This is a genomic window from Flaviaestuariibacter terrae (assembly GCF_054777635.1).
In genome coordinates, this window is sequence record NZ_BAAHAL010000008.1 from 319,658 (window position 1) to 343,571 (window position 23,914).

Here is a 23,914-nt window from a genome sequence, read left to right on the forward strand (position 1 = left end):
TCAGTTGGCCATTTTAAGGTACAGGAATACATTGTTGCCAACGGCATCGGGAAGTCCATGCTTCATGAGCTGCGCGATGGCCTTGCCTAGACGGGTTTCGCCGGTGCGCTGCTGCAGCACTTCGAGTGTCTCGTTGAAAAGCACTTTCCCGTCCTGCAGGTAGAGGACGTCCGTAGTCACTTCCTCGAGGTCGGTCAGCACGTGCGAGGTGATGAGCAGTAGCTTTCCCTTCGCCTTCTCGCGGAGGATCTTGCTTTTGAGTACCTCGCTCGATAAGGGGTCAAGTCCCGCGGTCGGCTCGTCGAGGATCAGCACCGGCGGGTTGAAGAGGAAGGCCAGCGCGGCGCTCACCTTCTGCCGGGTGCCACCCGACAGCGAGCGCATCGGCTTGTCCTGGATCGCATCAAGCTTGTATTGGTAATAAAGCTCCTCGTCGAGGCCGCCTGCCGCGCCGCGCAGGTCGCGGATCATGCGGAACAATTGCCCGATGGTCATGTTGTCCGGGTAGCGACCGATCTGCGGCATATACCCGATGCGGCTGCGGTAGGCAACGTCGTCACTGATCGCCCGCCCCTCGAACAGGATGCTCCCGCTGTCGGGGCGCACGAGGCCAAGGATCGTTTTGATAAGCGTTGTCTTCCCCGACCCGTTGGGACCGATAAGCGCAACTACCTGGCCGGCGCCGAAGCGCGCATTGATATCATCGAGCGCGGTAAGCTTGCGAAAGCGCTTTGCAATGTGGTTAATGTGGATCATAGCGGTACGGTTTCATTAGTGGTTTGTCGTCGACCATATGCTCCGGCGTCAGGCTGGGCATTGCCTTTTCAGCCTTGTCGAGCAGCGTCACCATAAAAGAATGAAGCAGCATCAGCGCCTGGGGGTTGCGCTCGATGACCATCGAATAAAGACTAACCGGGTGGTACGGGACGTCGCCGATCCCGTTGCGATCGAGGTCGTAGCCGTCGTACTTGTCCCAGTAGTTGTTGGAAATTGTATTGAGCATCAGCTCCCCGTTTGTTCCGACGTCGAAGCTGTTTCCGCTGAAGTTGTTGCGACGCACCGTATTCCCGTTGCAGGAAGCGGAGATCCGCAGCGCCCAGCCATTGCGGCGAAACTCATTGCCCGCTACATCTATGCGGTTCGTGCTCTCCATCAGGATGCCGATCGTATTTGCATCGAAGACGTTCCCGCTGATCTGCGCATCGGAGATCTCCTTCAGCAGCAGGCCGTAGGCGTTGGCGCCCCAATTGTGCTGAAACAAATTCTGCTGCATCCGCACGCCCTTCGAATACATTACGGCCACGCCCGCGCCGTTGCCCGAAAAGGTGTTTTTCAGGTAGGCGTCGTTGTTGGAGAACATGAAGTGCAACCCGTAGCGGATGTTGTCGTGACTGTAGTTATACCGGATGGTTGACCCGGTAACGAACTCGAAGTAAATACCGTCGCGGTGGCCCTGTACGCTGTTGCGCTCCACCAGCATCCCGGAGCACTTCCACAGGTGAATGCCGTTGCCCGAGGTCTGCTCGGTTTTCGGGATACCGGCGATCCGGTTGTACGCGATCGTGCAGTGCTGCGCATTGGCCACGTGAATGGCGAAATACGCGCCGTTGATGTCGTTATGGTCCACGACCACATTCCGCGCATCGATAATGCTGATGGCCGCGTTGTCGGTCATGCTCGAATAGCCCGTGCCCGTGAAGTGCAGGCCGCGGATGAGAATATTCTGTCCGCTAACGGTGAGTTGCTCGTAGCGGCCCTGCCCGTCAATCACCGGCGCCCCGGTCCCGATCAGCGCGATCGATTTCCGCAGCACGATGTTTCCCTCGCGGTAGCTGCCGCCGCATACGAGCACGGTGTCGCCGTTGCGGGCCAGCGCAATGCCCTGGCGCAGCGAGCGGACCGGCTTTTGCGGGCCCACTTCGATCGTTCGGCCGAAAAGGAGGCCGGCCGGCAGGAGAAGCGCGAGTAGCAAGATCGTACGCATGGCTTATAGTTGATTGAGTATGTCGGCGCCGGCAACCGGCAGCGCGTTGGGCACGGAAGAAGCCGCAGCCTTGCTGGCAAACGAAGCGGCATGGCTGCCCATCGGGCTGTTGAACGATTTATCGCGCAGCGTCCAGGCGGCGCCTGCGGGCAGTAGTTGCCCGTTGCTGTGATCGGAAAAATAGAGATCCGCACCTTGCGCGATGTCGGGATGCTGCCTGCGGAAGTGCGCGAGGCAATGCAGGTCGTCGAACGGGTACACGCGTCCCTTTGCCGTAATGAGCTCGCCACCGAAGCGCGCATCCATAATGGTCATCTTGCAATCGGAGCAGGCATCGCGGCCGATGCGAAAGGCCTGCGGGCCGGGGTGGCAGGAGCTGAGACCGATCGCGGCGGCAAGCACGATCGCCGCCACCGGAATCTGCGCGCGTTTTTTTGCCCCGGTCGCTGTTACGCGCCGGCGGCCAAAGCGTTCCCAGCCCCACACGGCGAAGCAAAGGGCACCCGCGCCGATCACGATCCAGCCACCGGTGTCGGGGTAGGAGTAGGCGTCGAAATTGAGCAGCTTCTTGTGTCCCACAAGGGGCGGCTGGTAGTAAAGCCCCGGCACCTGGATAGCCGCTTTCGGGTCGAGGTGGTGACCGTAGTCGTAGCCCCACTGGTAGAAATCGTACAGCGCCGCTCCCGCCGCAACGAGCAGCAACAGCAGGTAGGCAGACAGGTGCTTCCGTCGTCCGCCGGCGGCCACCGCGAGGCCGAGCACGATAAAGGCGCCCATAATAATACCGAGGTAGCCGAACTCAGGGAACATCGACTCGTTGATATGCTTCATCCCGATATAGTGGTTGAGGCCGTTGATGATCTCAACCTGCCCGCTGAGGTGATTGAGCCAGATATTCATGGTCAGTCCCTCGGGATACTGCGGCGCCAGCAGGTAAATGAACCATACCGGGAGGAAGTAGGTAAGACCGAGCGAGAGGGAGGCCGCTGCGATCAGGATCCGGGAAAGAGGGCGCATTTTAGGTGTCATGACAGGCGGTTGTACTTCGCCGGAGCACGCGGTAGCGCGTCGTCTCCGGAAGCTGTGGCAAAAAGACAGGAGCTGGTAGGGATGGCGGCTAGTGAGCCGGCGGCAGGAGCACGGCATCGATCACATGGATAACGCCGTTGGAAGCGGGTATCGTCGCGATGATGGTTGCGCTGTTGTTGAGCAGCAGCTTGCCATCCTTTTTCGTGATGGTAATATTGCCGCCATTTACCTCGTTGATCACCTGGCCGTCGCGCATCTGCTCCGCCTTCAGGCTGCCCACGAACACGTGGTACTGGAGGATGTCCTGCAGCTTGCTTTTATTTTCCGGCTTCAGGAGGTCTTCCACCGTACCCTTCGGGAGCTTGTCGAAAGCGGCATTCGTTGGTGCGAATACCGTGAACGGTCCGGCATTCGAAAGCGCATCCACCAGCTCGCCGGCCTTGACGGCAGCGACCAGCGTTGTGTGGTCTTTGGACGACGCGGCAACTTTTACCACGTCCTTCTGCGACTCATTGTCCTGCACCCCCGATTGTCCCGGCGTGCCCGCGGTTTCAGAAGCAGCGGCTACTACCGGCGCTTCACTTGTTCCGCCCGAGCAGGCGGCAAGCGCGAAAAGAAAGATTCCTGCATAAAAGGAGAAGGCGATCTTTTTCATAAAACCTTTTTTAAGGGGCGCCCGCCGGCTGTGCCGCCGGCGGGCTTCCCGGTTAGTTAATTCCTGGTTTGATTTTGTGGCGTTGCGGCGGCCGGCGCGGGATCAGGCTCGGTCTTGCCGGTGCTGAAGCTGATAGGCACGTTGCTGCCCGGAGCGGACACACGCACGTAGCCTTGCATTTCCTGGTGCAGCGCCGAGCAGAAGTCGGTGCAATAGATGGGGAAGATGCCCACGCGCTCGGGCGTCCAGCGGAGTGTTTGCGTTTCTCCCGGCATCACGAGTATCTCGGCGTTGTTGGCGCCCTTCACCGCGAAGCCGTGGGGCACATCCCAATCCTGCTCCAGGTTGGTGACGTGGAAGTACACCACATCGCCCATCCGCACTCCTTCGATATTGTCGGGTGTGAAGTGCGAGCGGATCGCCGTCATGTACACGTGCACCTCGTTGCCCCTGCGCTCCACCTTCGCGTTCGCATCGCCCTTGGCGACAAAGGCGCTGTTGTTGTCTTCGATGCGGAAGATCTTCTGGCTCTTCTTGCTGAGCAGCTCGGAGGGGATCGCTTCGGCGTAGTGCGGCTCTCCTACCGTCGGGAAGTCGAGCAGCAGCTTCATTTTATCGCCGTCGATGGAGTATAGCTGGGCGCTTTGCGTAAGCTCGGGGCCCGTGGGCAGGTAGCGGTCCTTGGTGATCTTGTTGTAGGCGATCACATATTTGCCCCAGGGCTTTGCCGTCGGTCCGCCGGGTACACAGAGGTGGCCAACGGAGTAGTACGTGGGCACGCGGTCCAGCACCTTCAGCGTGTTGATGTCCCACTTGACGATCTCCGAGGAAACGAAGAAAGAAGTGTACGCGTTGCCCTTGCCGTCGAACTCCGTGTGCAGCGGGCCGAGACCGGGCTTCTGTACTTCGCCTTTAAGAGCCGCCTCGTACTTGATCACGGGAATGCCGTCGTAATCGCCGTCGTAGGTCTTGGCAGCAATGGCCTGCTGGATCTTGTCGAACGAGAATACCGGGATCACCGCGGCGAGCTTGCCCGACCCGACAATGTAAGATCCATCGGGGGTTACGTCGCAGCCGTGCGGCGACTTCGGACAGGGAATGAAGTACACCATGTCGGGGCAGTCTTTCGGGTCGAGCACCAGCACCGAGTTCTCAATGGTGGACGTTGCGGTATGCGTGCGGTCGCTGTACACGTTGTGGGCATAGCGAACGTTTTCTTTCACGCCCTTCCCGCTGCGCGCATATTCCTCGGCCTTCTTCCAGTTCACGGCCATGATAAAGTCCTTGTCTTTTGCGGAGGCATTCTGCTCGAGAAGCGTATTGGCTTTTTCGGAATTGTAGCACGAAAAGAAGAACCAGCCGTGCGACTTGCCTTTGCCGGCGCGCGCCAGGTCAAAGTCGATGCCCGGCAGCCGCAGCTGGAAGGCAATGCTCATATGGCCGCCCGTGTCGACCTTGATGAACGATATGCTCCCCTTGAAGTTTTTCTTATAGGTGTTGATGGGCACATCGCCGTTCTGGTTGTCCATCGGTATCGAGAAGCGCGTGCCCGCGATCACATACTCCGTGTTTTCCGTAAGAAAGGGCGACGAGTGATTGCCCGCGCTGTTGGGGATCTCGATGATCTCCTCGGTGCGGAAGGTGGAAAGGCTTACACGCGCGATCCGCGGCGTGTTGTTGGCGTTGCCGAAGGCCCAGCGCCCGTCGTGCACGCCGTTGGTGGTCGACAGTGCAATGTGGTGCAGGTCATCCCAGGGCACAAAGCCGTGCGAGGTGTTGAGCATGGGCTTCGTCTCTTCGCTGTAGCCCCAGCCGTTTTCGGGAAACTGCGAGAAGACCGGGATGATGCGGAACATCCGGCCGGAGGGAATGCCGTACACGGACATCTGCCCGTTGAAGCCACCCGAAACGATGTTGTAGAACTCGTCGTACTTGCCGGGTGCTACGTAAACCTTACTGGCTGCGTCGCCGGTAACAGCCGACTCGGCGCCTGTGGGCTTGCAGCCGTAGATGGATACGACCGCGGCCGCAGCAACCCCGAGTCGTAGAACACTAGATGGAGATGACATAAAAAGTAGTTTGATGGTGAACAGACATCAGGAACGATCCCTGTCTTTTAAGACGTTCAGGTCTTATTACCACAAAACTATCCGCGGCGTGGGAGGCCCGGGTTGAGAAGCGTCAAAGCGCAGGATGATTGAAATCAGACAGCAGGATTTCGGTACAGGAGCACCCTATTTTCGCACTATGAAACGGGACGCGCTACCATGATCTTTTCCAAAACATTCGGCTATGCCTTACGTGGAGTGCTCTATATCGCAGCCTGCCAGGAGCAGCAACAGCTGGTTCAGACCGACGACATCGCCCGCGAGCTCGCCGTGCCGAAACACTTTATGGCCAAGGTGCTCAAAACGCTGGGGCAACAGGGCTTCCTGCAATCTTCAAAGGGACAGCACGGTGGCTTCTCGGTGCCACCCGCCGTGCTCGACAGGCCGCTGATCGAGCTGCTTGCCGCCATCGACGGGCTGTCGATCTTTCATACCTGCGTGCTGCGGCTTCGCTCCTGCGACGGAAAGAATCCCTGCCCGTTGCACGAGCATTTCAAGGCCGTGCAGGAAGACATCCGCCGTATCATGACCGACAACAGCATCGGCTCCTTCCTCGGCCCGGGCAAGCGCAAGCTCCTGCGCAGCCTTACGATCGACACGGAATAGCGGATAAAGAAAGACCGCCGGTCGGCGGTCTGCTGCGTCTATTCGGGAAGCGCCGTTCCTTCTCGGTCGGGCTGGCCCGCTGCCGTATGAATCGACCCGGGCGCTACATGACGGTACAGGGCCGCTTCGATATCGGTAATGCGGTGACGCAGCTCCTGGACTTCCTGCCAGCTGCTGCCTTCGAGCAGGGCCACCTTCAGGCGCTCGGTCTCGTGCAGATAGAGACGCTGCAGGGTGTCGGTGTCGAGATGATAATAGTTGAGATCCACGGGAGGCTGCGTTAAGGGGACGGACAAAAATAAGTGACCCGTTTGACCCGGAAACTCAGCCGTAAAAACTCCGGGACACTTTTCTTATCCACTTATGCACAATAACGCCCGGCGCAGCGAAATGCTGATGGCACGGGACTTAAACGCCTGTTAAAACCGGCGCTAGCGTCCTTCGCGAAGCATCGCCGCATACGCATCGGGCAGCGGGCTGTCCTCAACGGCCCGGGCAGCGCGCTCCACGTCGTATTCGAAACGGATGAATTGCACCGTCACGCATTCGGCAAGGGGGCGATCAGCGGCGATGTCGAGCAGCACGTAGCAGCCGCGCGGGTCGCCGTCCTTGGGCTTACCTACAGAGCCGGTATTGATCGCGTGGTAGCTGCGGCCGCCGTCATCCGTAATAATACGGTGATAGGGTTTGTGCGTGTGGCCGAAGCAAAGGATATCGGCAGAAGATTCCGTAAGTATGCGCAGCAGGCTTTTTTCATCACGGTCTTCAAACAGGTATTCGTTCACCCGACGCGGCGAGCCATGCACCAGCAGCACCTGCAGCTCCTCCTGCCCGCGCCGGAACTGAAGCCGGATATGGGCCGGCAGCCCGCGCAGGTAGCGCCGCTCCTCCTCCCCCGTACTGGAATTGGTATAGGAGATCGACACCTGCCCCATCGCTTTCTCCTCGTCGGTCTTATAGGCACAGCCACAATCGTTACTATGCAGCCCGATGCCGAGGTCGTAGTTGCCGGCGATGCAGGGAATGCCGCGGCCGCGTATGGCGGCGATGACTTCATTCGGCCACACATTGTAGCCAACGAGGTCGCCGAGGCAATACAGGGCATCGGGGCGCTGCGCATCGATGCTGGCGAGGCAGGCCTCGAGCGCGGGCAGGTTGGCGTGGATATCACTGAAGAGCGCGATTTTCATGGGCTGCGTTTTTTTGACGGAGCATAATAGCGGCGGCGCAACCGGAAGGCCACGTTCACCAGCGCAATGAGCGCGGGCACTTCCACCAGCGGACCGATCACGCCGGCAAAGGCCTCACCGCTGTTGATCCCGAATACCCCGATGGCCACCGCAATGGCAAGCTCGAAATTATTGCCGGCCGCGGTAAAGGCAATGGCGGCATTCTGCTCGTAGTCGGCACCCATCCGCCGGCCGATGGCAAAGGAAACAAGGAACATCACCGTAAAATAAACCAGCAGCGGAAGGGCGATCCGCAGCACGTCGAAAGGAATGCGGAGGATGAGCCCACCCTTGAGGCTGAACATCACAACGATCGTAAACAGCAGCGCGATGAGGGTCAGGGGCGAAATGGCCGGTACGAAGCGCTGGCTATACCAGGCGTCGCCTTTCCAGCGGCGCAGCGCGTAACGCGTGAGCACGCCCGCGGCGAAGGGGATGCCGAGATAGATGAGCACGCTGCGGGCAATGTCTCCGATGCCGATGTGGACGCTGCTGCCGCGAACCCCGAATACCGGCGGCAGCACGCTGATGAACAGCCACGCGTAAACCGAGTACAGCAGCACCTGGAACACGCTGTTGAGCGCTACGAGCCCCGCGGCATATTCGCGGCTGCCGCCGGCCAGCTCGTTCCAAACCACCACCATTGCAATGCAGCGGGCAAGCCCGATAAGGATCAGTCCGCGCATGTACGCGGGCTGGTCGCGCAGCAGCGTGATCGCCAGCACAAACATCAGCAGCGGCCCAACCACCCAGTTGAGCAGCAGCGATACCCGGAGAATGCGCCCATTGCGGAACACGGCGCCCATCAGCTCGTAGCGTACGCGGGCAAAGGGCGGGTACATCATCAGGATGAGGCCGGCAGCGAGCGGGATGTTGGTGCTGCCCGACGAAAACGAGTTGATGAGGCGCGCGCTGCCGGGAAAGAAATAGCCGATCGCCACACCGAGCGCCATGGCCGCGAAGATCCATAGCGTGAGGTAGCGATCAAGAAAAGAAAGGCGCTTACGCCCTACCGCGGGGGCACAATGTTGCACAGGCATAGTTTACTGCAGCCCCGGCTGCGGGGATTCAGGAGCGAAGGTCGGGAAGGATCGTCGCGCTGCGTCGCTGCATTTTCCGGATATGCCAGAGCGTGCTGCTACTGAGGCGACGGCGCCCGCAACGGTAGCTGTTCTGAATCGGCCCCTGCGCTGTTTGGAATACCTGCGTACAGGCTGTCTTGTTGTTGGTCATAGTTTGAGGTTTACGGTGATTATGCGCAGCAGCCCGGCTTGCAGCAGGATGCCGCTGCGGGCTTTTCAGCATAGACGGTGATGGAATAAATACCGGTGCCCGAATCGCGGAACGACTGTAGTTCTACGGGCGACAGGTATTGCTGTAGGATATCGTCGGGCACAACGATTCGCTTTTCCTTTTGCAGGCTGATGTTCGCAAAGCCCTGTGCGGATACGAGCCCCAGGTACGCTTCCTTCTGAATGGCACCTGCAACGCAGCCTGCATAGAGCTCGGCGGCCGCGCGGATCGCTTCGGGAAGCTCGCCCACAAGTACGATGTCGGAGATCGAGAAGTGACCACCCGGCTTCAGCACGCGGAAGATATCCGCAAACACGCCGGCCTTGTTGGGCACGAGGTTGAGCACGCAGTTCGACACCACCACATCGGCCGTATTGTCGGCCACGGGCATGTGCTCGATATCGCCCTGGCGGAATTCCACGTTGGCAAAGCCGCGCGCTGCCGCGTTGCTCCGTGCCTTGTCGATCATGGCGGGCGTGAAGTCGATTCCGATCACGCGGCCTTCCTCGCCGGCTTCATGGCGCGCGATGAAGCAGTCGTTGCCGGCGCCCGACCCGAGGTCGATCACCGTGTCGCCCTTCCCGATCCGGGCAAATTCGGTGGGAAGCCCGCAGCCGAGCCCCAGGTCGGCATCGGGGTTATATCCTTCGAGCTGCGTGTAATCATCGGCCATGATGTTGTACACCTCAGTGGAGCAGCCACCGGCGCCGCAGCAGGAAGCGCTGTTGCTGTCCTTGTCCTGCCCGGCGATCTGCGCGTATTTTTCGCGCACGAGGTCCTTCAATTCCTGGTCGGTCTTCATGATGTTTGTTTTTTGTTTGATTGTAATATTACGATTGATAAAAGCAAAAAAAATCAGCAGCAGCCGCCGCCCCTGTACGAAGCGAAAAAGCCGTCGAGCTCCTTCTGGAGCGCTTTCCAGGCCTTCGGCTCGATACAATAGCAAACGCTCGTCCCTTCGATGCTGCCCTGGATCAGGCCGGCGTTCTTCAGCTCCTTGAGGTGCTGCGAGATGGTCGCCTGCGCCAGGCCGAGTTCCTGCACGAGGTCGCCGCAGATACAGGCGTTCGTCCGGATGAGCTGCTGCAGGATCGCGATCCGGGCCGGGTGCGCCAGCGCCTTCAGGAGGGCTGCCGTCCGGTTCTGCTGCGCGGTGAATATTTCGGATTTCGTAGTACCCATATCGATTTCTATCGCAATATTACGATGGTTGCAAAAAGCGGCCAAATTTTTCCGCAAAAAAAGAAAGCCGTCCCCAGGGGACGGCAATGCGCTTTTCGGGCGACAGGGATCAGGCCATTTCGGCGCCGACGTCCTGGCCTTTTTTCGAAATCTTACCATACTGCTCCTTCACGATATCGGAAGCATTGGCAAGAAGATCGTTACCACGGTCGAGCGCTTTGCGTACGGGCTCCTTGTCGCGGAAATAATAAACCAGTCCGGCTACAGCGGCACCGGTGAGGAGGATTGCTACGGCAGTTTTCATATCAAATGTTTAGAAGTATATAGCCAATGATCGTACCAACCTGCACATTGGGTACCGCGCGACGGCGCGCACAAAAAAGCCCCACACCTGGGGCGGGGGCTTTTTGTATCGTAGAAGCGGTAAGGCTTACTTGTACTGGGGAACGAGGTGGCTCGACAGGTCGGTCAGTTTCTTGATCGACTCGTCGGAGAGGCCGCCCTTCTTGAACTCGGCCAGCACTTCGGGGTGCTTGCTCTCGAGTTCCATCAGCAGCTGCTCTTCGAACTCCTTCACGCGGCGTACGGGAACGTCGCGGATGAGGCCCTGCGTACCGAGGTAGATGATGGCAACCTGCTTCTCCACCGGCACCGGCGAGTACTGGGGCTGCTTCAGGATCTCCACGTTACGGGCACCCTTGTCGATCACGAGCTTCGTAGCGGCATCGAGGTCGCCACCGAATTTCGAGAAGGCTTCCATCTCGCGGTAAAGGGCTTGGTCAAGCTTCAGCGTACCGGCTACCTTCTTCATCGACTTGATCTGGGCCGAGCCACCTACGCGGCTTACCGAGATACCCACGTTAATGGCGGGGCGGATACCGGCGTTGAACAGGTTCGATTCGAGGAAGATCTGGCCGTCGGTGATCGAGATCACGTTGGTCGGGATATAAGCGGATACGTCGCCGGCCTGCGTTTCGATGATCGGCAGGGCCGTCAGCGAGCCACCACCTTTTACGAGGTGCTTGATGCTCTCGGGCAGGTCGTTCATCTGCTTGGCGATGGCGTCGTTGTTGATCACCTTGGCGGCGCGCTCCAGCAGGCGGCTGTGGAGATAGAATACGTCACCGGGGTAGGCTTCGCGGCCCGGGGGGCGGCGGAGCAGCAGCGATACCTCACGGTAGGCCACAGCCTGCTTCGACAGGTCATCATAGATGATGAGGGCGGCGCGTCCGGTATCGCGGAAGAATTCACCGATGGCGGCACCGGCGAAAGGCGCGTAGAACTGGAGCGGGGCCGGGTCGGAAGCCGAGGCGGCTACGATCACGGTGTATTCCATGGCGCCGGCTTCCTGCAGGGTCTTCATAACACCGGCAATGGTCGAGGCCTTCTGGCCGATGGCCACGTAGATACAATACACGGGGTTACCCGCCTGGAAAAATTCTTTCTGGTTGATGATCGTGTCGATGCAGATGGCGGTCTTGCCGGTCTGGCGGTCACCGATCACGAGCTCACGCTGGCCACGGCCGATCGGGATCATGGCGTCGATAGCCTTGATACCGGTTTGCAGGGGCTCGGTTACGGGCTGGCGGAAGATTACACCCGGGGCTTTACGCTCCAGGGGCATCTCGTAGCGCTCGCCGCTGATGGGGCCTTTACCGTCGATGGGCTCACCGAGGGTGTTGACCACGCGGCCGACCATGCCGTCGCCCACCTTGATGGAGGCGATCTGGCCGGTGCGGCGCACCTTGGCGCCTTCCTGCAGGGCACCGGTCTCACCCATCAATACAACACCTACGTTGTCTTCTTCGAGGTTGAGGGCGATACCTTGTACACCGTTTTCAAATTCCACGAGCTCACCGGCGCGGACGTTTCCGAGGCCGTAAACACGGGCGATACCATCACCGATCTGGAGAACGGATCCTACTTCTTCCAGCTCGGCAGTGGTGTTGGCACCACTCAGTTGCTGGCGAAGGATGGCACTGATTTCATCAGGCTTTATTTCAGGCATTTTTGCTGATTTATTGTGTTTTCTAAATTGGTTCTATTCAACTGCCGGCACCAAACTCCAACGAGTTTAGACAAGCTTGTAGATAAAGTCATTCTTCTCAAACTGGCGGCCGATCTCCTTCAGCTCGTAAGCGATGGAGGCGTCGATCAGCTTGTCGCCCGTCTGCAGCACAAAGCCGCCGATCAGGTCGGGATTTACGGAAGTTTCGAGCTCGATCTGGTCGAGGTTGCCGCTTTGCTTGACCTGGGCCACGATGCGGTTCTTCAGCTCTTCGCTGATGGGGCCTGCGGTCGTGAGCTTCACGGTGTGAATGCCCTTGTACTGGCGGTACTGGCTCAGGAAAGCGGGGATGATCTCCACGAGCTCGCCTTCGCGGTGCTTCGATACCAGCAGGCGGGTAAAAGCGGACGTCAGCTCGCTGATATTTTTGCCGATGATCGCGTCGATGACGGCCTGCTTCTTATCGGCCGACACCACCGGGCTCTTCAGCATCACCGCGAAATCGCGGCTCTGGCGCAGCAGCTCGCGCAGGTATTGCATATCGGCATATACGGCCTCCAGCTGCCCGCGCTCGATGGCGAGGTCCAGCAGGGATTTGGCGTAGCGTCCGGCTAAACGGGGATTAGGCATATTCGTAATTTATGAATGTGGTGATGTGGTGATGTGGTGATGAAATCAGATCAATTACCACATTACCACATCCGCACATTACCACATTAGTTCAGTTTGATTTCGTTTACAAGACCGCCGATGTGGGCTTCCTGGGCGGGCTGGCTGGAAAGCTCCTTGCGCAGCACCTTCTCGGTCACCTCGATCACGAGCTTGCCCACCTGGTTTTTCACCTCGGTGAGGGCCGCCATCTTCTGGGCGTTGATGGCCTGCTGGGCCTCGGCGATGATCTTGTTGGCTTCCGTTTTCGCCTGCTCCTTGGCTTCGTTCACGATCTTGTCGCGCATCTCACGGGCTTCTTTCAGCATCATCGAGCGCTCTTCACGGGCCTTGGCCGCCAGTTCCTCGTTCTCGTTCTTCAGCTGGGCCATCTCGGCTTTCACGCGCTGGGCGCTTTCCAGAGAATCGGAAATGGTCTTCTCACGGTCGTTGAGCGAGCTGAGGATGGGTCCCCAGGCAAACTTGCGGAGCAGGAAGAATACGATCAGGAAAGCAAGCAGCGTCCAGAAAAATAGGCCGGGGCCGGGTAGTAACAGATCCATTATCTAGGAATTTGGGTATGTGTTGATTCTTCGATCTGATCTCAGATCTTGAGATCTCAGATCCGAGATCTGAGATTAAGAAACCGCGCCCTCGGCCCTGTGCGTCGGGCGCGGAAACTTCTTTTGTCAGCGCTGTCCTTATACGAACATCGCCAGGATACCTGCGATTACCGCGAAGAGGGCAACACCCTCGATAAAGGCGGCGGTCAGGATCATGTTGGCGCGGATGTCGTTGGAGGCTTCGGGCTGGCGGGCGATAGACTCTACCGCGCCACGGCCGATCTGGCCGATGCCGATACCGGCGCCGATAGCGGCGAGACCGGCACCAATGGCACCACCTGCGTTAGCCCAGGCAACAGTGCTGATCAGAATGCTTAACAAGCTCATGGTTGTTGTTTTATAATGATGAAAGAAAACACGTTTTATTATCCCTGAAGCCAGATCCGAGATCCGGAGATCCGAGATGAAAAGATCTTAGATAATCACCGGCTCCGTCGGCGGGTGACCGTTGTGCCCGATCTCCTCGTGATGGTGGTGGTCTTCGATTGCCTGGCCCAGAAACACCGCCGTGAGGTTGGTGAAGATGAAGGCCTGGATAAAGGCCACCAGTACTTCGATCACGAAGATGAACACCGAGAAGGCAATGGAGATCGGCATAAAGCCCCAGCCGGCACCCTTGCTCAGCGATCCGAAGATGAAGATGAGGGAGATAAGGCAGATGATAATGATGTGACCCGCCAGCATGTTGGCAAACAGACGGATGATGAGGGCGAAGGGCTTCGTGATGATCGAGAGGATCTCCACCGGCACCATGATGAACTTGATACCGAAAGGCACGGGCGGGTTGAAGATGTGGCCCCAGTAGTGCTTGTTGCCGGAGAAGTTGATCACGATGGCCGAAACGATACCGAGCATGGCCGTGAAGGCGATGTTGCCGGTGACGTTGGCCGAGCCCGGGATAAGCCCGAACAGGTTGTTGATCAGGATAAAGAAGAAGATCGTCAGCAGCAGGGGCAGGAACTTCTTGTATTTATTCCCGAGGTTGGGCTTCGCCACCTCGTCGCGTACGAAGGTGATGACGGGCTCGATGGCGTTCTGCATGCCGCGGGGCGCGGTGGCAACACCCTGGCCGGTCTTGTAGCGCTTGGCTACGCCGAGCAGGATCCAGCAAAGCACGATGAGGGCGAGCATCATCTGCACCACGTTGCGGGTGAGGGAGAAGTCGTATACTTTGGCGTCGCGGATCGGGTGGCCGGCCGCGTCGACGGCGATGATGTTCTCGTTGCGGAGCGACTTGCCTTCCTCTTCGGTCAGCACGCCCTGGCTGATCATCTCGTGGCGGTAGTGGTCGGTCACGAGCTGGTAGCGGCCCTTGGCCACATGGTGCCCGTGCTCGAACTCGCCCGAGCTGAAGGTGACGAGGCCGCCGTTGTCCTTATCATACAGGATCACGGGGAGGCTGAGCCCTACGTGGTGCTCCTGATTGTCGGAGCCTTTATAGGAAAAGAAGTGAAACTGGTGGGCATCGAGCACGTGCCCGAAGATGACTTCGTTGGCGTCGAAGCTCTTTTTCTCGCCATGACCCGTCGCTTCCTGGGTCGGCTCTTCTGTCTGCGTATGTCCGTCCGGAGTATGTTCCTGCTGCGGCTGCGCGGAAACCAGCACCGAAAACAGGCTGAAAACCGCTACCAACAAGGCTTTTGCACTTCTAACCATCATAACTGTACCCGAAATTTGGCGCAAAGATAAGGGTGAGGTGCCAAAAAACAGGGAAGAAATAGAATAGAAAAGGCGCCCGGGGGCGCCTTTTCCGATATGTTTCCGGCCGGGGCCTACAGGACCTGGTAGAACCGGATGGTCAGGGGTGTGGTCATCGGGAAAGCTTCCTGGATAATGCCCACGCCGGGGGCGAACCACTGGGTGCGGTAATCCGGACTCGACGGGAAGGCCTGCCAGCCCGTACCGGGATTCCATTCAAAACCCGAGCTTACCTGGTATACATTGTTGAACGTCTGTCCATTCAACGAGAGGGAGGCATTGTTCGTCACGCATTTAAAGACGACCCGCACCTGCACGGGGGCGCCTCCGACAGTGGCGTTGTACGCGTTGGAATACCAGGTTTCGTTCGCCGAAAGCGAATTCTTTACGATGGGCATTTCCAGGACGGTGCCCGCTGCGAAGACCAGGTTAGTGCCGTCGAACAGCTTATTGGCGTCGGCTCCCTGGTAGGCGATGCCGGTTTCTTTCCGGAAGTAAGCCGTATCGTAAACGCCCGAAGCATCGGAAAACCGGAAAAACCGGTAGGTCTGGCCATTGCCCAGTGTTCCGCTGGCATCGTTCCGCACCACAACCGTATCGCCTCCGGGGTCATTATAGGTCCAGTAGCTGTTGGCGCTGACCGGGAAGTAGTCGCCCGAGGGCGTCGTTCCCGAGGGAAGCACGGTCATCGAGGTGCTGCAGGTGCTGCCGTCGCCGAAATCGATGTTGACGGCGAAGGAGCCAGCCGTCGTGGGCGTTCCCGACAGCGGAACGCTGATCGAGGGTGTCGAGCCGGCCGTGGTAACGGTTACCGTAGCCGTCGACGCGCTGAGACCGGGGGCCGTGGGTGTCACCCGCACGGTGTAGGAGCCAGTGGCTGTATACGTGTGCGCGTTGCTGGTAAACGTGTTGGCAGCCGTCATGGCCGTCCCGACCGTGTACGCGCCGTTGACCGTACCGCAGCCGCCGCCACCTCCACCGCCTGTTCCGGCAATTACCGTAACAGGGAACCCGCATGTCGTTCCGTCGCCGAAGTGCACGGTGAAGTTATTGGTGCCGAGGGCCGCCGGCGTGCCGAACCCGTCGAGGCTGATCGACTGGTTGCCGACGGACGTGATCGTGAGGGTCTTGGCAAAATAGTAGCCGTTGATGGTATCGGTGCTCACGATGTAGGAACCCGTGGCGCTGTAGTTGTGCTGGAGCGTTACCGTGTGGGCGCTGGTCAGGGCCGAGTCTTTCTTGAATGTCCCGGTGACGCTGGCATTGCAGCTGCCGCCGCCGTTGCCCGGCACCGTGGCCACCACGAGCACGTTGATCTCGCAGAAGGAAGAGTCGCGGGCTATGCGCAGCGTGGTCATGCCTTCCGCTGTCGGTGTGCCGCGCGCCGGCACCCGGATGCTGGTCATCCCGGTATCGGCGAAGGTGCCCGTTCCCGTAAAGGAAAACCCGTTCTGGACATCGGTATTGATGCTGTAGCGGCCCGGAACGGTTACGTACAGACTAATCTGGAGGTAGTTGGAATCGCCGAGCGGCTGGCCGGCGTAGTAGGTGCCCACGACCTGGCTGCCGAAGCAGGTGCCGAAGGTGTCCTGGAGCGAATAAGCGGCGGTAAACCCGGATTCAAGGCTTTCCTCACGACGGCAGGCGGAGAGGAGGAGCAGGAAAAAAAGAACCGGCAGGGCCAGCTTCGATCGGTGCTTCAGCTTCATAACAAGGGATGTAAAGTGTTCAGGCTCATTGGTTAGGTGGCGACGGCCCGCGCCGGACGCCCTATGACCCGTAATATTACAAAGAGTTTAACGCCCCGCGGGCGAATTTATTTTCTTCTCAAACTGCATCTCGTAGAGGCGGGCATAGAAGCCGCTTTGCTGCAGCAGCTCCGCGTGCGTACCGGTCTCTTTCACTTCGCCCTTGTCGAGCACCAGGATCTGATCGGCGCGCTGGATGGTGCTGAGGCGGTGGGCGATGATGATGCTCGTGCGCCCGGCTACAAGGGTCTGGATGGCATGCTCGATCAGCCCCTCGCTTTCCGTGTCGATCGACGAGGTGGCCTCGTCGAGCACCAGGATGGCCGGGTTGTAGAGCAGGGCGCGGATGAACGAGAGCAGCTGCCGCTGACCGAGCGACAGGGTGGCGCCGCGCTCCATCACGTTGTAGTCGTAGCCGCCGGGCAGGCGGAGGATGAACTCGTGGAGCCCGATAAGCCGCGCCGCCTCCTCCACCCGCTCCTGCGGGATGGCGGGGTTGCGGAGCGTGAGGTTGTCGCGCACGGATCCCGAGAACAGGAACACGTCCTGCAGCACTACGCCCACATTGGCCCGCAGGGCATCGAGCTGCCATTCGTCGACGGGCACATCGTCCACGCGGATCTCCCCCGCCCCGGTCTCGTAGAGCCGGTTGAGCAGCGAGATGATGGTGGTCTTGCCCGAGCCCGTATGGCCCACGATCGCGAGGGTTTTGCCCGGTGGCACCGCGAAGGAGACATTCCGCAGCACCGGGTGCGCGGGGTCGTAACCGAAGCTTACCCGGTCGAACTCGAGCTTGCCAAGCACCTGCTTCGGCGCAAAATGGCCCGTATCGCGGGTGTAGTCGTCGTTGTCGAGCACGCGGAACACGCGCTCCGAAGCGATCAGCCCCATCTGGAGCACATTGAACTTATCGGCGATCACGCGGAGCGGGCGAAAGAGCAGGTTGAGGCAGAGGATGAACGACGTGATGATCCCCGCATCCACGTTGGGATGGGCAACGAACCACACGATAAGGCCGGTGGAAGTGGCCAGGATGATCTCCACCACGGGAAAGAACACCGAATAGGCGAAGATCGAATGGATGTTGGCGTCGCGGTGCTCCTTGTTGATCTTCCTGAACTTGTCCATCTCGCGCTCCTCGGCGGCAAAGGCCTGCACGATATACATCCCCGTGAGGTGCTCCTGCACAAAGGCGTTGAGCTCCGACACGGCATTGCGCACGCGGTTGAACGATTTGTTGACGCTCTCCTTGAAGTAATACGTGGCCACGATCAGGATCGGGAACGGGATAAGGCACACCAGGGTGAGCTGCCAGTTGGCCACGAACATGTAGGTGAGTACGCAGATGATCGACAGGAGGTCGGCGAGGATGGGGATAAGGCCATCGGAGAAGATGTCGTTGATGCGCTCGATATCGTCGACGGTGCGGGTGGTGAGCGTACCGATGGGCGTACTGTCGAACTGGCGGAGGTTGAGGCCGAGCACTTTCTTATAAGTGGTCGTGCGCAGGTCTTTCACCACGGCCTGCCCGAGCCAGGAGGTGAGAAAGGAGAAATAAAAGCGGAGGCCTGTTTCGAGCAGGAGAAACAGGATCTGGAAGATCGTAACGCGGACCAGCATTTCCGCCAGGCCGCCCCGGATATAGTGATTGATCGTATACTGGATGGCCCAGGGGCGCACGGGCGTGAAGATCGCCAGCACGATGGCCAGCGCGATCGAGAGGTAAAGACGCTTACGGTAGGGTGCGGCAAAGGTCAGCACGCGGCGTAGTACCGCCAGGTCGAAGGACTTTTTCTTTTTTTCCTGGGACAAACGTTGAGATTGAGCAGCAAAAGTAGGCCAGGGACAAGGTACTTCGGTTGCCGGGCTGAAGCGGGCTCCGCGTGCGGCACAGCGCGGCCGGAGAGCGGCCGGGAGCGCGGGCTTTGGGGAATGCGTCCCGCAGCCGGCGGCAAGCTGCCCCTGCTGTAGGCGGGCGGTAGAAAAATCTTCTGAAAAAAAAATTCCGCTGCGCCGTAGCCGGCAAGCGGTTTACCAACAATTATTTAGCGGGCAGTGCCTCATCGTTGCCGACTTCCGTTCCGGGTTGTATTAATACAATCCACTTAGATCGGTGTGAAAATTGTTTCAGGAATCCTGTGTCGTCCGACATCGATCAGAAACCGTCAACCTATTCGACAGCTAACCTACCAACCTAAAAACACACGTATGCGATCGTATCGTTCCCAAAAACGTTACCCGTAACGGAAAGAGCCGGGCCGTGGCCTGATTGGCGCCGGCCGCATCACTTCCTCTGCGGGATAAAAGGCTCCCCTGAGCCTCCTCGTTGCTAACCGACAAAAACCATTCTATGCAGTTGCACCCGGCAGCTGGCGGCTCCTCCGTGCGCCCCGGCCTCTGCACGCATTGTGCAGATACCTCTCCCCCGTTCACTGACAGATACGCGCTACCTGCGCCCCGCTTCCCGCGCGGGCACACGGCCTTCCAATCTCCAACAACAAACAACTGACCATGAAAAATCACTTCCTGTTAAAGACCCTAGTCCTGCTTACCGTATTTATACTGTCTTCGGCGGCGGGCTATAACGCCCGGGCACAGACGCCGCAAACACCGGCTGATTGCAAGACCGGCTGCACGTCCAACGACGTACAGATCCTTCGGGCCTACCTGGTCGATCCGGTAACGCTCCAGCGCCTGTCGGGAAGCTTTTCCTGCAGCGGCACGGTCAGCGTAAAGCTGGCCCTCGAGCTGACGACCAACACACCCCGCGTCGGTGTGGTGGTATATGCGAACGTAAAGAACTTCAGTAACGGCGTAGTCGGCAGCACCCTGGCGACGAAGAAAGAATGTTTCAGCACCGCCCTCAACCAGCCTACGAACCGCGTTGTGTTTTCGGGTGCCTTCGGCTGGCCCTGCGGCACGCCCATCGTGCTTACCGACGTCTTCCTCGGATGGGGCACGGGCAACAGCGACTTCTGCCAGAGCAACACGGCCTTCCGCTGCCCGGGTACGCCCTCGAAGTGCTATGCGCTTCCCGCAGGACAGTATATCGCCATCGAGATCCCCACTGCGCAAAACCTGTCCCGGTCACGCTGCCCCGATGCGGCGGGCGGCAGCACGGCCACCTTCAACCTGTCGTCGCTCAACGGCGATGTATCGAACAATGCAACCAACGTCACGGTAAGCTGGTACAGCAACTCCGCGCTCACGACGGCCATCGGCAGCCCCTCCGCCTACAGCACGGGCAGCACGATCGTTTACGCCAAGGTGGTCAACAACAGCGATGCCAACGTGTACAGCACGGCAACGGTAACGCTTACCGTTCTCGCCGGGGCTGCGCTCCTGGTCACAAACCCCGCAGCCGTCTGCGGGCCGGCTACGGTGAGCATCACGGGCACGGGCGTTACCACGGGCAGCACACTGCCCGCGGGTACCAGCCTGACGTACTGGTCCGACTCCGCGGCGACGACCTCGCTGACGACGCCCACGTCGCTGGCCGCCGGAACCTATTACATCAAGGCCGCAACGAACTCGAGTCCCTCCTGCGTCGACATCAGGCCGGTAACCGTCACAATACACGCGGCACCTACGCTGAGCGTCACAAACCCGGCGGCGCTCTGCTCACCGGCAACGGCCGATCTCACGAGCAGCGCGGTAACGACCGGCAGTACGCTGCCCACGGGCACGAGCCTTACCTACTGGTCCAACTCCGCGGCCACGACGTCGCTGACGGCACCTGCAGCCGCGGGTGACGGCACCTATTACATAAAGGCCCAGACGAATACGACACCGGCCTGCTCCGACATCAAATCCGTTGTCGTAACGGTGCGCAGCAGCCCTGTGCTGCAGATCACAGCGCCGGCCGGCGTTTGCGCCCCCGCGACCGTGAGCCTCACAGCGGCCGCGGTAACGTCGGGCAGCACGCTTCCCTCGGGCACAAGCCTTAGCTACTGGACCAATTCCGGGGCCACAACGGCGGTGACAACACCGTCTGCCGTTACAGGCGGCACCTACTACATCAAGGCGGCGACGAACACGACACCGGTTTGTTCCGATATCAAATCCGTGACGGTGACGGTGAGCCCCAGCCCCGACGCACCGGCCCTCTGTGCCATTCAGCCCAGCATGTGCGGCCCGGCCACCGGCACGCTGACCGTAACGAGCCCCACGGGCGGCAGTTACCAGTACAGCATCGACAGCGGCCAGCATTGGCAAACCGCGGCGACCTTCAGCAATGTGCCGCCGGCCTCCAACCCAAGCATATTTGTGAAGAACGGCTACGGCTGCGTGTCGGCAACGGCAACGAGCTGCAGCAATGCCGTCACCTGCAGCAGCACGGCGCGGATGGCGAGCACAACCGCAGCTCCCCCGATCACCGGCATCGAACGACGTAGTCCCTCGGGCACGGCGGCTAAGGATGATGCACTGACGGTCAGGGTCTACCCAAACCCCTACCGGAATACGGTATCCTTCACATTCACCGCGCCGGTTTCCGGGCGGGTAAGCCTCGAAGTATACGACAACAGCGGGCGGCAGCTGGCAGCCATCGGCTACGGCGAGGTCAGCGCCGGTGTCACCCGCGTACTGCACTACAGCCCGCGTCAACGCCTCAGCGCGCTGCAGCTTTACCGGCTGCGGATCGGCAACAGGACGGTCAGCGGAAAGATGATACAAACTGAATAACATGGAGTCTGCTGAGTGACGAAGCAGCTTAATCCGCATCCTTATGAAAACAAAAAAAGACCCCTCGGCAATCCGAGGGGTCTTTTCGTAATCGTTATTGCTCCGATGTTCCGGCGCCCATCTGGCTGTTATAAGCTTTGATGAAAAGCGCGCCCAGGTTCCGGTGCGGGGGTATGTAGTCCTCGAAGCCATCCATCCGGCCGGCGGCGCCGCGGAACTCGCGCCAGAACGGGATCCATTCGATACCCTTTCCGGCACGCAGCTTATCGAACAGCAGGTTGATGAATTGCTGGTTGATCTTGTTGAAGCCCGTTTGCTTGGAGGCCACGATATGGGCATCGGGCGTATGCTCCAGCACATCGTGAATAAGGTGGTAGCCGCCGCAGGAGCCGAGAAAAACGATCCGCGCCGATGGCTGCAATTGCTCGATGGTGGAGCCCGCATAGTAGCTGTGGCCGCGGTGCAGCACCACGGTCGGTTGCAGGCCTTTTCCATTGAGGTATTCGTCGAGGGCCGCCTGGGCCTTCTCGAGCTCTCCGCTTTCCTCGTCGAGGGGCTTATTGAAATAAAGCAGGATCGGGCGGCCGCCGGTGCTGGTATAGCCGACCCACTGCTTCGTGTCTTCGATCTTTTTCCAGCCCTTGCCCAGCTGCGCCAGCTGCACGCGGTAGTTGTTGACACCGTCCTTGTCGCCGTAGAAGAACGACTGGACCACTACCTGGTTGGTATCGCCCAGCAGCGACTCGTAGCTCACGCTGTATACCGGCGGGATACCGAATTCTTTCGACAGGTCGATGGTACTGTCGGTAGCGGAGCGAAACAGCTTGTCGAGCAGGCGGTACAGGAGGGCGCCGCGCGGGTTGCTTTGATTGCTGTTGCGCTGGAGGCCGGCCTGCACGTTCTCGAGCATCCGCGCTGCGAGGGCCTTGTTGTTCTCCACGATGGAAGCGTACGAGTCGGCCACATCCACGCCGTCTTCAAGGGTCGTTGTTTTTTCAAGCCCGTTCACGAAGGCGGTCATGAGCTTCTCCGCATCGCCCGGATTGGGAAAGGAGCCGAGAAACTGCGAGAGCGTGTTGTAGCCCGCGGCGAGCTTGATGAATTTCTTGAAGCGGTCGAACGACACGAGCATCAGCACGGAGTCGCCGCGGTTACCGGCTTTCTGCATCAACAGGGGGAAGATGCCCTTTACGTAGCTCGAGGTATAGAGCTCCTGCTCGTCGGCCACGGCGAGGTAATACAGTTCCTCGGCCGAAAGGTCCTGCAGGATGCGGAACCGCTTTTTAAGATCGGCTTCCTCGTGAAGCGCATTGATGGTATTGATGAACGGATCGCGGGCCTTGCGCTGGAGCTGCGCCCAGAGGGCATCCATGCCCAGGATCGTGTCGCGGTTGTTGATGCTGCGGTTGATGTAATCGATCCGCGTTTTGACCAGCAGCTTGTAATACTTCACCGGGTCGTCTTTCACCGCGTTGATCTGCTCGATCGTGGTGCGGCCCTTCAGGAGGTTGTCGAGAAAAGGAAACAGCATCTGGCCGGCGCCGCCGCTGGTGGCCATCTTCGACACCGTCGACACGAGTGGATCGTCCATCCTGCGGATGGCGTTGCCCAGCGTATTGTTGGCGGAGGCGTATTCGTACAGTTGCTTGGGATACTTGTAGGCGGCGAGCAGGATGAGCGAGTCGCGGTTGGGGAGACCCGGGTTGTCTTTCAGCGTGGCGAAGATCCGCTCGGGATGCAGCACGAGGTATTTACTGAGTACGATGTTCTTGGCTTCGGCACGGCCGGCGTTTGCGTCGAAAGCTTCCGACGCAATGAGGTACGCGCCGGTCTCATACGACGAGCGCTGTACGAGGGGTACGATCGATTCGCCGCGGCGGTCGAGGACCATGGCGGCCTCGTAGCCGTCGAGGATACCGGGGAGGTGCCCCGCCAGGATGCGGCGGGAGCGGAAGGCGCTGCTGAAGTTGCGAAGGATGCGCTCGAGGCCACGGATGTAGGCGATCTTTTTCTGGTCGCGGGCCAGCGTATCGGTTTCAATGGCGCACTGCAGGTTGTCGACGCGCCGGATTATCGTATTGGTCACCTGGAAGTTGACCTCTTCATTGCCCGTCCCGGCAAACTCGCTGTCGGCTTTGCCGTCGGCCTTGAGCGCGTTGCGTTGCTCCCGGTCGACGTAATCGTGGAATAAAAGGTGGTTCTGGGGAATCTTACAGCCGGGCCCGCCTTTCTGGGCGGCCGCCGAAGCGCACAACACCGAACTCAGCACACCCGCCAGCAAAACACGGAAAATCACAGTCATAGGCTGCATAGCACAAATTTAATACCCGACCGTATAACAGATGGTATTCGGGAGAACAGGGTTCTTAAAGGTTCGCCAGTTTTAGGCGTCATTGCGAGGAACCCCGGCGCGAGCCGAG

Annotated in this window: 22 protein-coding genes; 2 read left to right on the forward strand and 20 right to left on the reverse strand. The window is 59.5% G+C overall.

Going from position 1 to position 23,914, the window contains the following annotated elements:
- The 5 genes from ACYU7Z_RS09425 to nosZ form a co-directional block, all read right to left on the reverse strand.
- A complete protein-coding gene (locus ACYU7Z_RS09425) occupies positions 1-756 on the reverse strand; it encodes an ABC transporter ATP-binding protein (protein WP_460569744.1) in 756 nt (251 codons plus the stop codon).
- Positions 743-1,984, reverse strand: coding sequence for a nitrous oxide reductase family maturation protein NosD (gene nosD, locus ACYU7Z_RS09430; protein WP_460569746.1), 1,242 nt, complete (start codon positions 1,982-1,984; stop codon positions 743-745). The genes ACYU7Z_RS09425 and nosD overlap by 14 nt, the downstream gene beginning before the upstream one ends.
- A 3-nt stretch (positions 1,985-1,987) precedes the next feature.
- On the reverse strand, positions 1,988-3,013 hold the full coding sequence (locus tag ACYU7Z_RS09435) for a nitrous oxide reductase accessory protein NosL (protein WP_460569748.1): 1,026 nt from the start codon (positions 3,011-3,013) through the stop codon (positions 1,988-1,990).
- An 88-nt stretch (positions 3,014-3,101) separates the two neighbouring features.
- Complete coding sequence (locus tag ACYU7Z_RS09440; RefSeq protein ID WP_460569750.1) at positions 3,102-3,668, reverse strand: fasciclin domain-containing protein; 567 nt, start codon at positions 3,666-3,668, stop codon at positions 3,102-3,104.
- A gap of 56 nt (positions 3,669-3,724) precedes the next feature.
- Positions 3,725-5,737: a Sec-dependent nitrous-oxide reductase gene (gene nosZ / locus ACYU7Z_RS09445; protein ID WP_460569752.1), complete on the reverse strand. Its 2,013-nt coding sequence runs from the start codon at positions 5,735-5,737 to the stop codon at positions 3,725-3,727.
- A 198-nt stretch (positions 5,738-5,935) separates the two neighbouring features.
- Here nosZ and ACYU7Z_RS09450 point away from each other — a divergent pair, with 198 nt between their 5' ends.
- Positions 5,936-6,382 (forward strand): RrF2 family transcriptional regulator, encoded by a 447-nt coding sequence (locus tag ACYU7Z_RS09450; RefSeq protein ID WP_460569754.1) that lies wholly within the window; start codon positions 5,936-5,938, stop codon positions 6,380-6,382.
- A 38-nt stretch (positions 6,383-6,420) separates the two neighbouring features.
- Here ACYU7Z_RS09450 and ACYU7Z_RS09455 read toward each other — a convergent pair whose 3' ends face one another.
- The 14 genes from ACYU7Z_RS09455 to ACYU7Z_RS09520 all read right to left on the reverse strand — a co-directional run bounded on the left by ACYU7Z_RS09455 (position 6,421) and on the right by ACYU7Z_RS09520 (position 18,623).
- The gene (locus ACYU7Z_RS09455) at positions 6,421-6,678 is read right to left on the reverse strand and encodes a hypothetical protein (protein WP_460569756.1); all 258 of its coding nucleotides are present in this window, start codon (positions 6,676-6,678) and stop codon (positions 6,421-6,423) included.
- 135 nt (positions 6,679-6,813) lie between these two features.
- Positions 6,814-7,572: a metallophosphoesterase family protein gene (locus ACYU7Z_RS09460; RefSeq protein ID WP_460569758.1), complete on the reverse strand. Its 759-nt coding sequence runs from the start codon at positions 7,570-7,572 to the stop codon at positions 6,814-6,816.
- Positions 7,569-8,651, reverse strand: a complete 1,083-nt coding sequence (arsB, locus tag ACYU7Z_RS09465) for an ACR3 family arsenite efflux transporter (RefSeq protein WP_460569760.1) — start codon at positions 8,649-8,651, stop codon at positions 7,569-7,571. Before arsB ends, ACYU7Z_RS09460 begins: the two co-directional genes overlap by 4 nt.
- 28 nt (positions 8,652-8,679) lie before the next feature.
- Positions 8,680-8,844 (reverse strand): hypothetical protein, encoded by a 165-nt coding sequence (locus tag ACYU7Z_RS09470; protein WP_460569762.1) that lies wholly within the window; start codon positions 8,842-8,844, stop codon positions 8,680-8,682.
- A gap of 19 nt (positions 8,845-8,863) precedes the next feature.
- Positions 8,864-9,706, reverse strand: coding sequence for an arsenite methyltransferase (locus ACYU7Z_RS09475; protein ID WP_460569764.1), 843 nt, complete (start codon positions 9,704-9,706; stop codon positions 8,864-8,866).
- A gap of 53 nt (positions 9,707-9,759) precedes the next feature.
- Positions 9,760-10,086 carry an ArsR/SmtB family transcription factor gene (locus ACYU7Z_RS09480; RefSeq protein ID WP_460569766.1) on the reverse strand — a complete coding sequence of 109 codons (327 nt, stop codon included), beginning with the start codon at positions 10,084-10,086 and terminating at the stop codon, positions 9,760-9,762.
- Between the two features lie 109 nt (positions 10,087-10,195).
- A complete protein-coding gene (locus tag ACYU7Z_RS09485; RefSeq protein ID WP_460569768.1) occupies positions 10,196-10,390 on the reverse strand; it encodes a hypothetical protein in 195 nt (64 codons plus the stop codon).
- A 126-nt stretch (positions 10,391-10,516) separates the two neighbouring features.
- Entirely contained in the window at positions 10,517-12,094 is a 1,578-nt protein-coding gene (atpA, locus tag ACYU7Z_RS09490) for a F0F1 ATP synthase subunit alpha (protein ID WP_460569770.1), read from the reverse strand.
- A gap of 66 nt (positions 12,095-12,160) precedes the next feature.
- The gene (gene atpH, locus ACYU7Z_RS09495; RefSeq protein WP_460569773.1) at positions 12,161-12,724 is read right to left on the reverse strand and encodes a F0F1 ATP synthase subunit delta; all 564 of its coding nucleotides are present in this window, start codon (positions 12,722-12,724) and stop codon (positions 12,161-12,163) included.
- Between the two features lie 86 nt (positions 12,725-12,810).
- Complete coding sequence (gene atpF, locus ACYU7Z_RS09500) at positions 12,811-13,305, reverse strand: ATP synthase subunit B family protein (RefSeq protein ID WP_460569775.1); 495 nt, start codon at positions 13,303-13,305, stop codon at positions 12,811-12,813.
- Positions 13,306-13,443: 138 nt separating this feature from the next.
- Complete coding sequence (gene atpE / locus ACYU7Z_RS09505; protein ID WP_460569777.1) at positions 13,444-13,692, reverse strand: ATP synthase F0 subunit C; 249 nt, start codon at positions 13,690-13,692, stop codon at positions 13,444-13,446.
- A gap of 87 nt (positions 13,693-13,779) precedes the next feature.
- Positions 13,780-15,024, reverse strand: coding sequence for a F0F1 ATP synthase subunit A (atpB, locus tag ACYU7Z_RS09510; protein ID WP_460569779.1), 1,245 nt, complete (start codon positions 15,022-15,024; stop codon positions 13,780-13,782).
- A gap of 113 nt (positions 15,025-15,137) precedes the next feature.
- Complete coding sequence (locus ACYU7Z_RS09515) at positions 15,138-16,772, reverse strand: hypothetical protein (RefSeq protein ID WP_460569781.1); 1,635 nt, start codon at positions 16,770-16,772, stop codon at positions 15,138-15,140.
- 87 nt (positions 16,773-16,859) lie between these two features.
- Entirely contained in the window at positions 16,860-18,623 is a 1,764-nt protein-coding gene (locus tag ACYU7Z_RS09520) for an ABC transporter ATP-binding protein (protein WP_460569783.1), read from the reverse strand.
- A 699-nt stretch (positions 18,624-19,322) separates the two neighbouring features.
- Here ACYU7Z_RS09520 and ACYU7Z_RS09525 point away from each other — a divergent pair.
- Entirely contained in the window at positions 19,323-21,494 is a 2,172-nt protein-coding gene (locus ACYU7Z_RS09525) for a hypothetical protein (protein WP_460569785.1), read from the forward strand.
- A gap of 94 nt (positions 21,495-21,588) precedes the next feature.
- On the opposite strand, the gene ACYU7Z_RS09530 is transcribed toward ACYU7Z_RS09525, so the two are convergent.
- Complete coding sequence (locus ACYU7Z_RS09530) at positions 21,589-23,796, reverse strand: hypothetical protein (RefSeq protein WP_460569787.1); 2,208 nt, start codon at positions 23,794-23,796, stop codon at positions 21,589-21,591.
- Between the last annotated feature and the right edge of the window lie 118 nt (positions 23,797-23,914).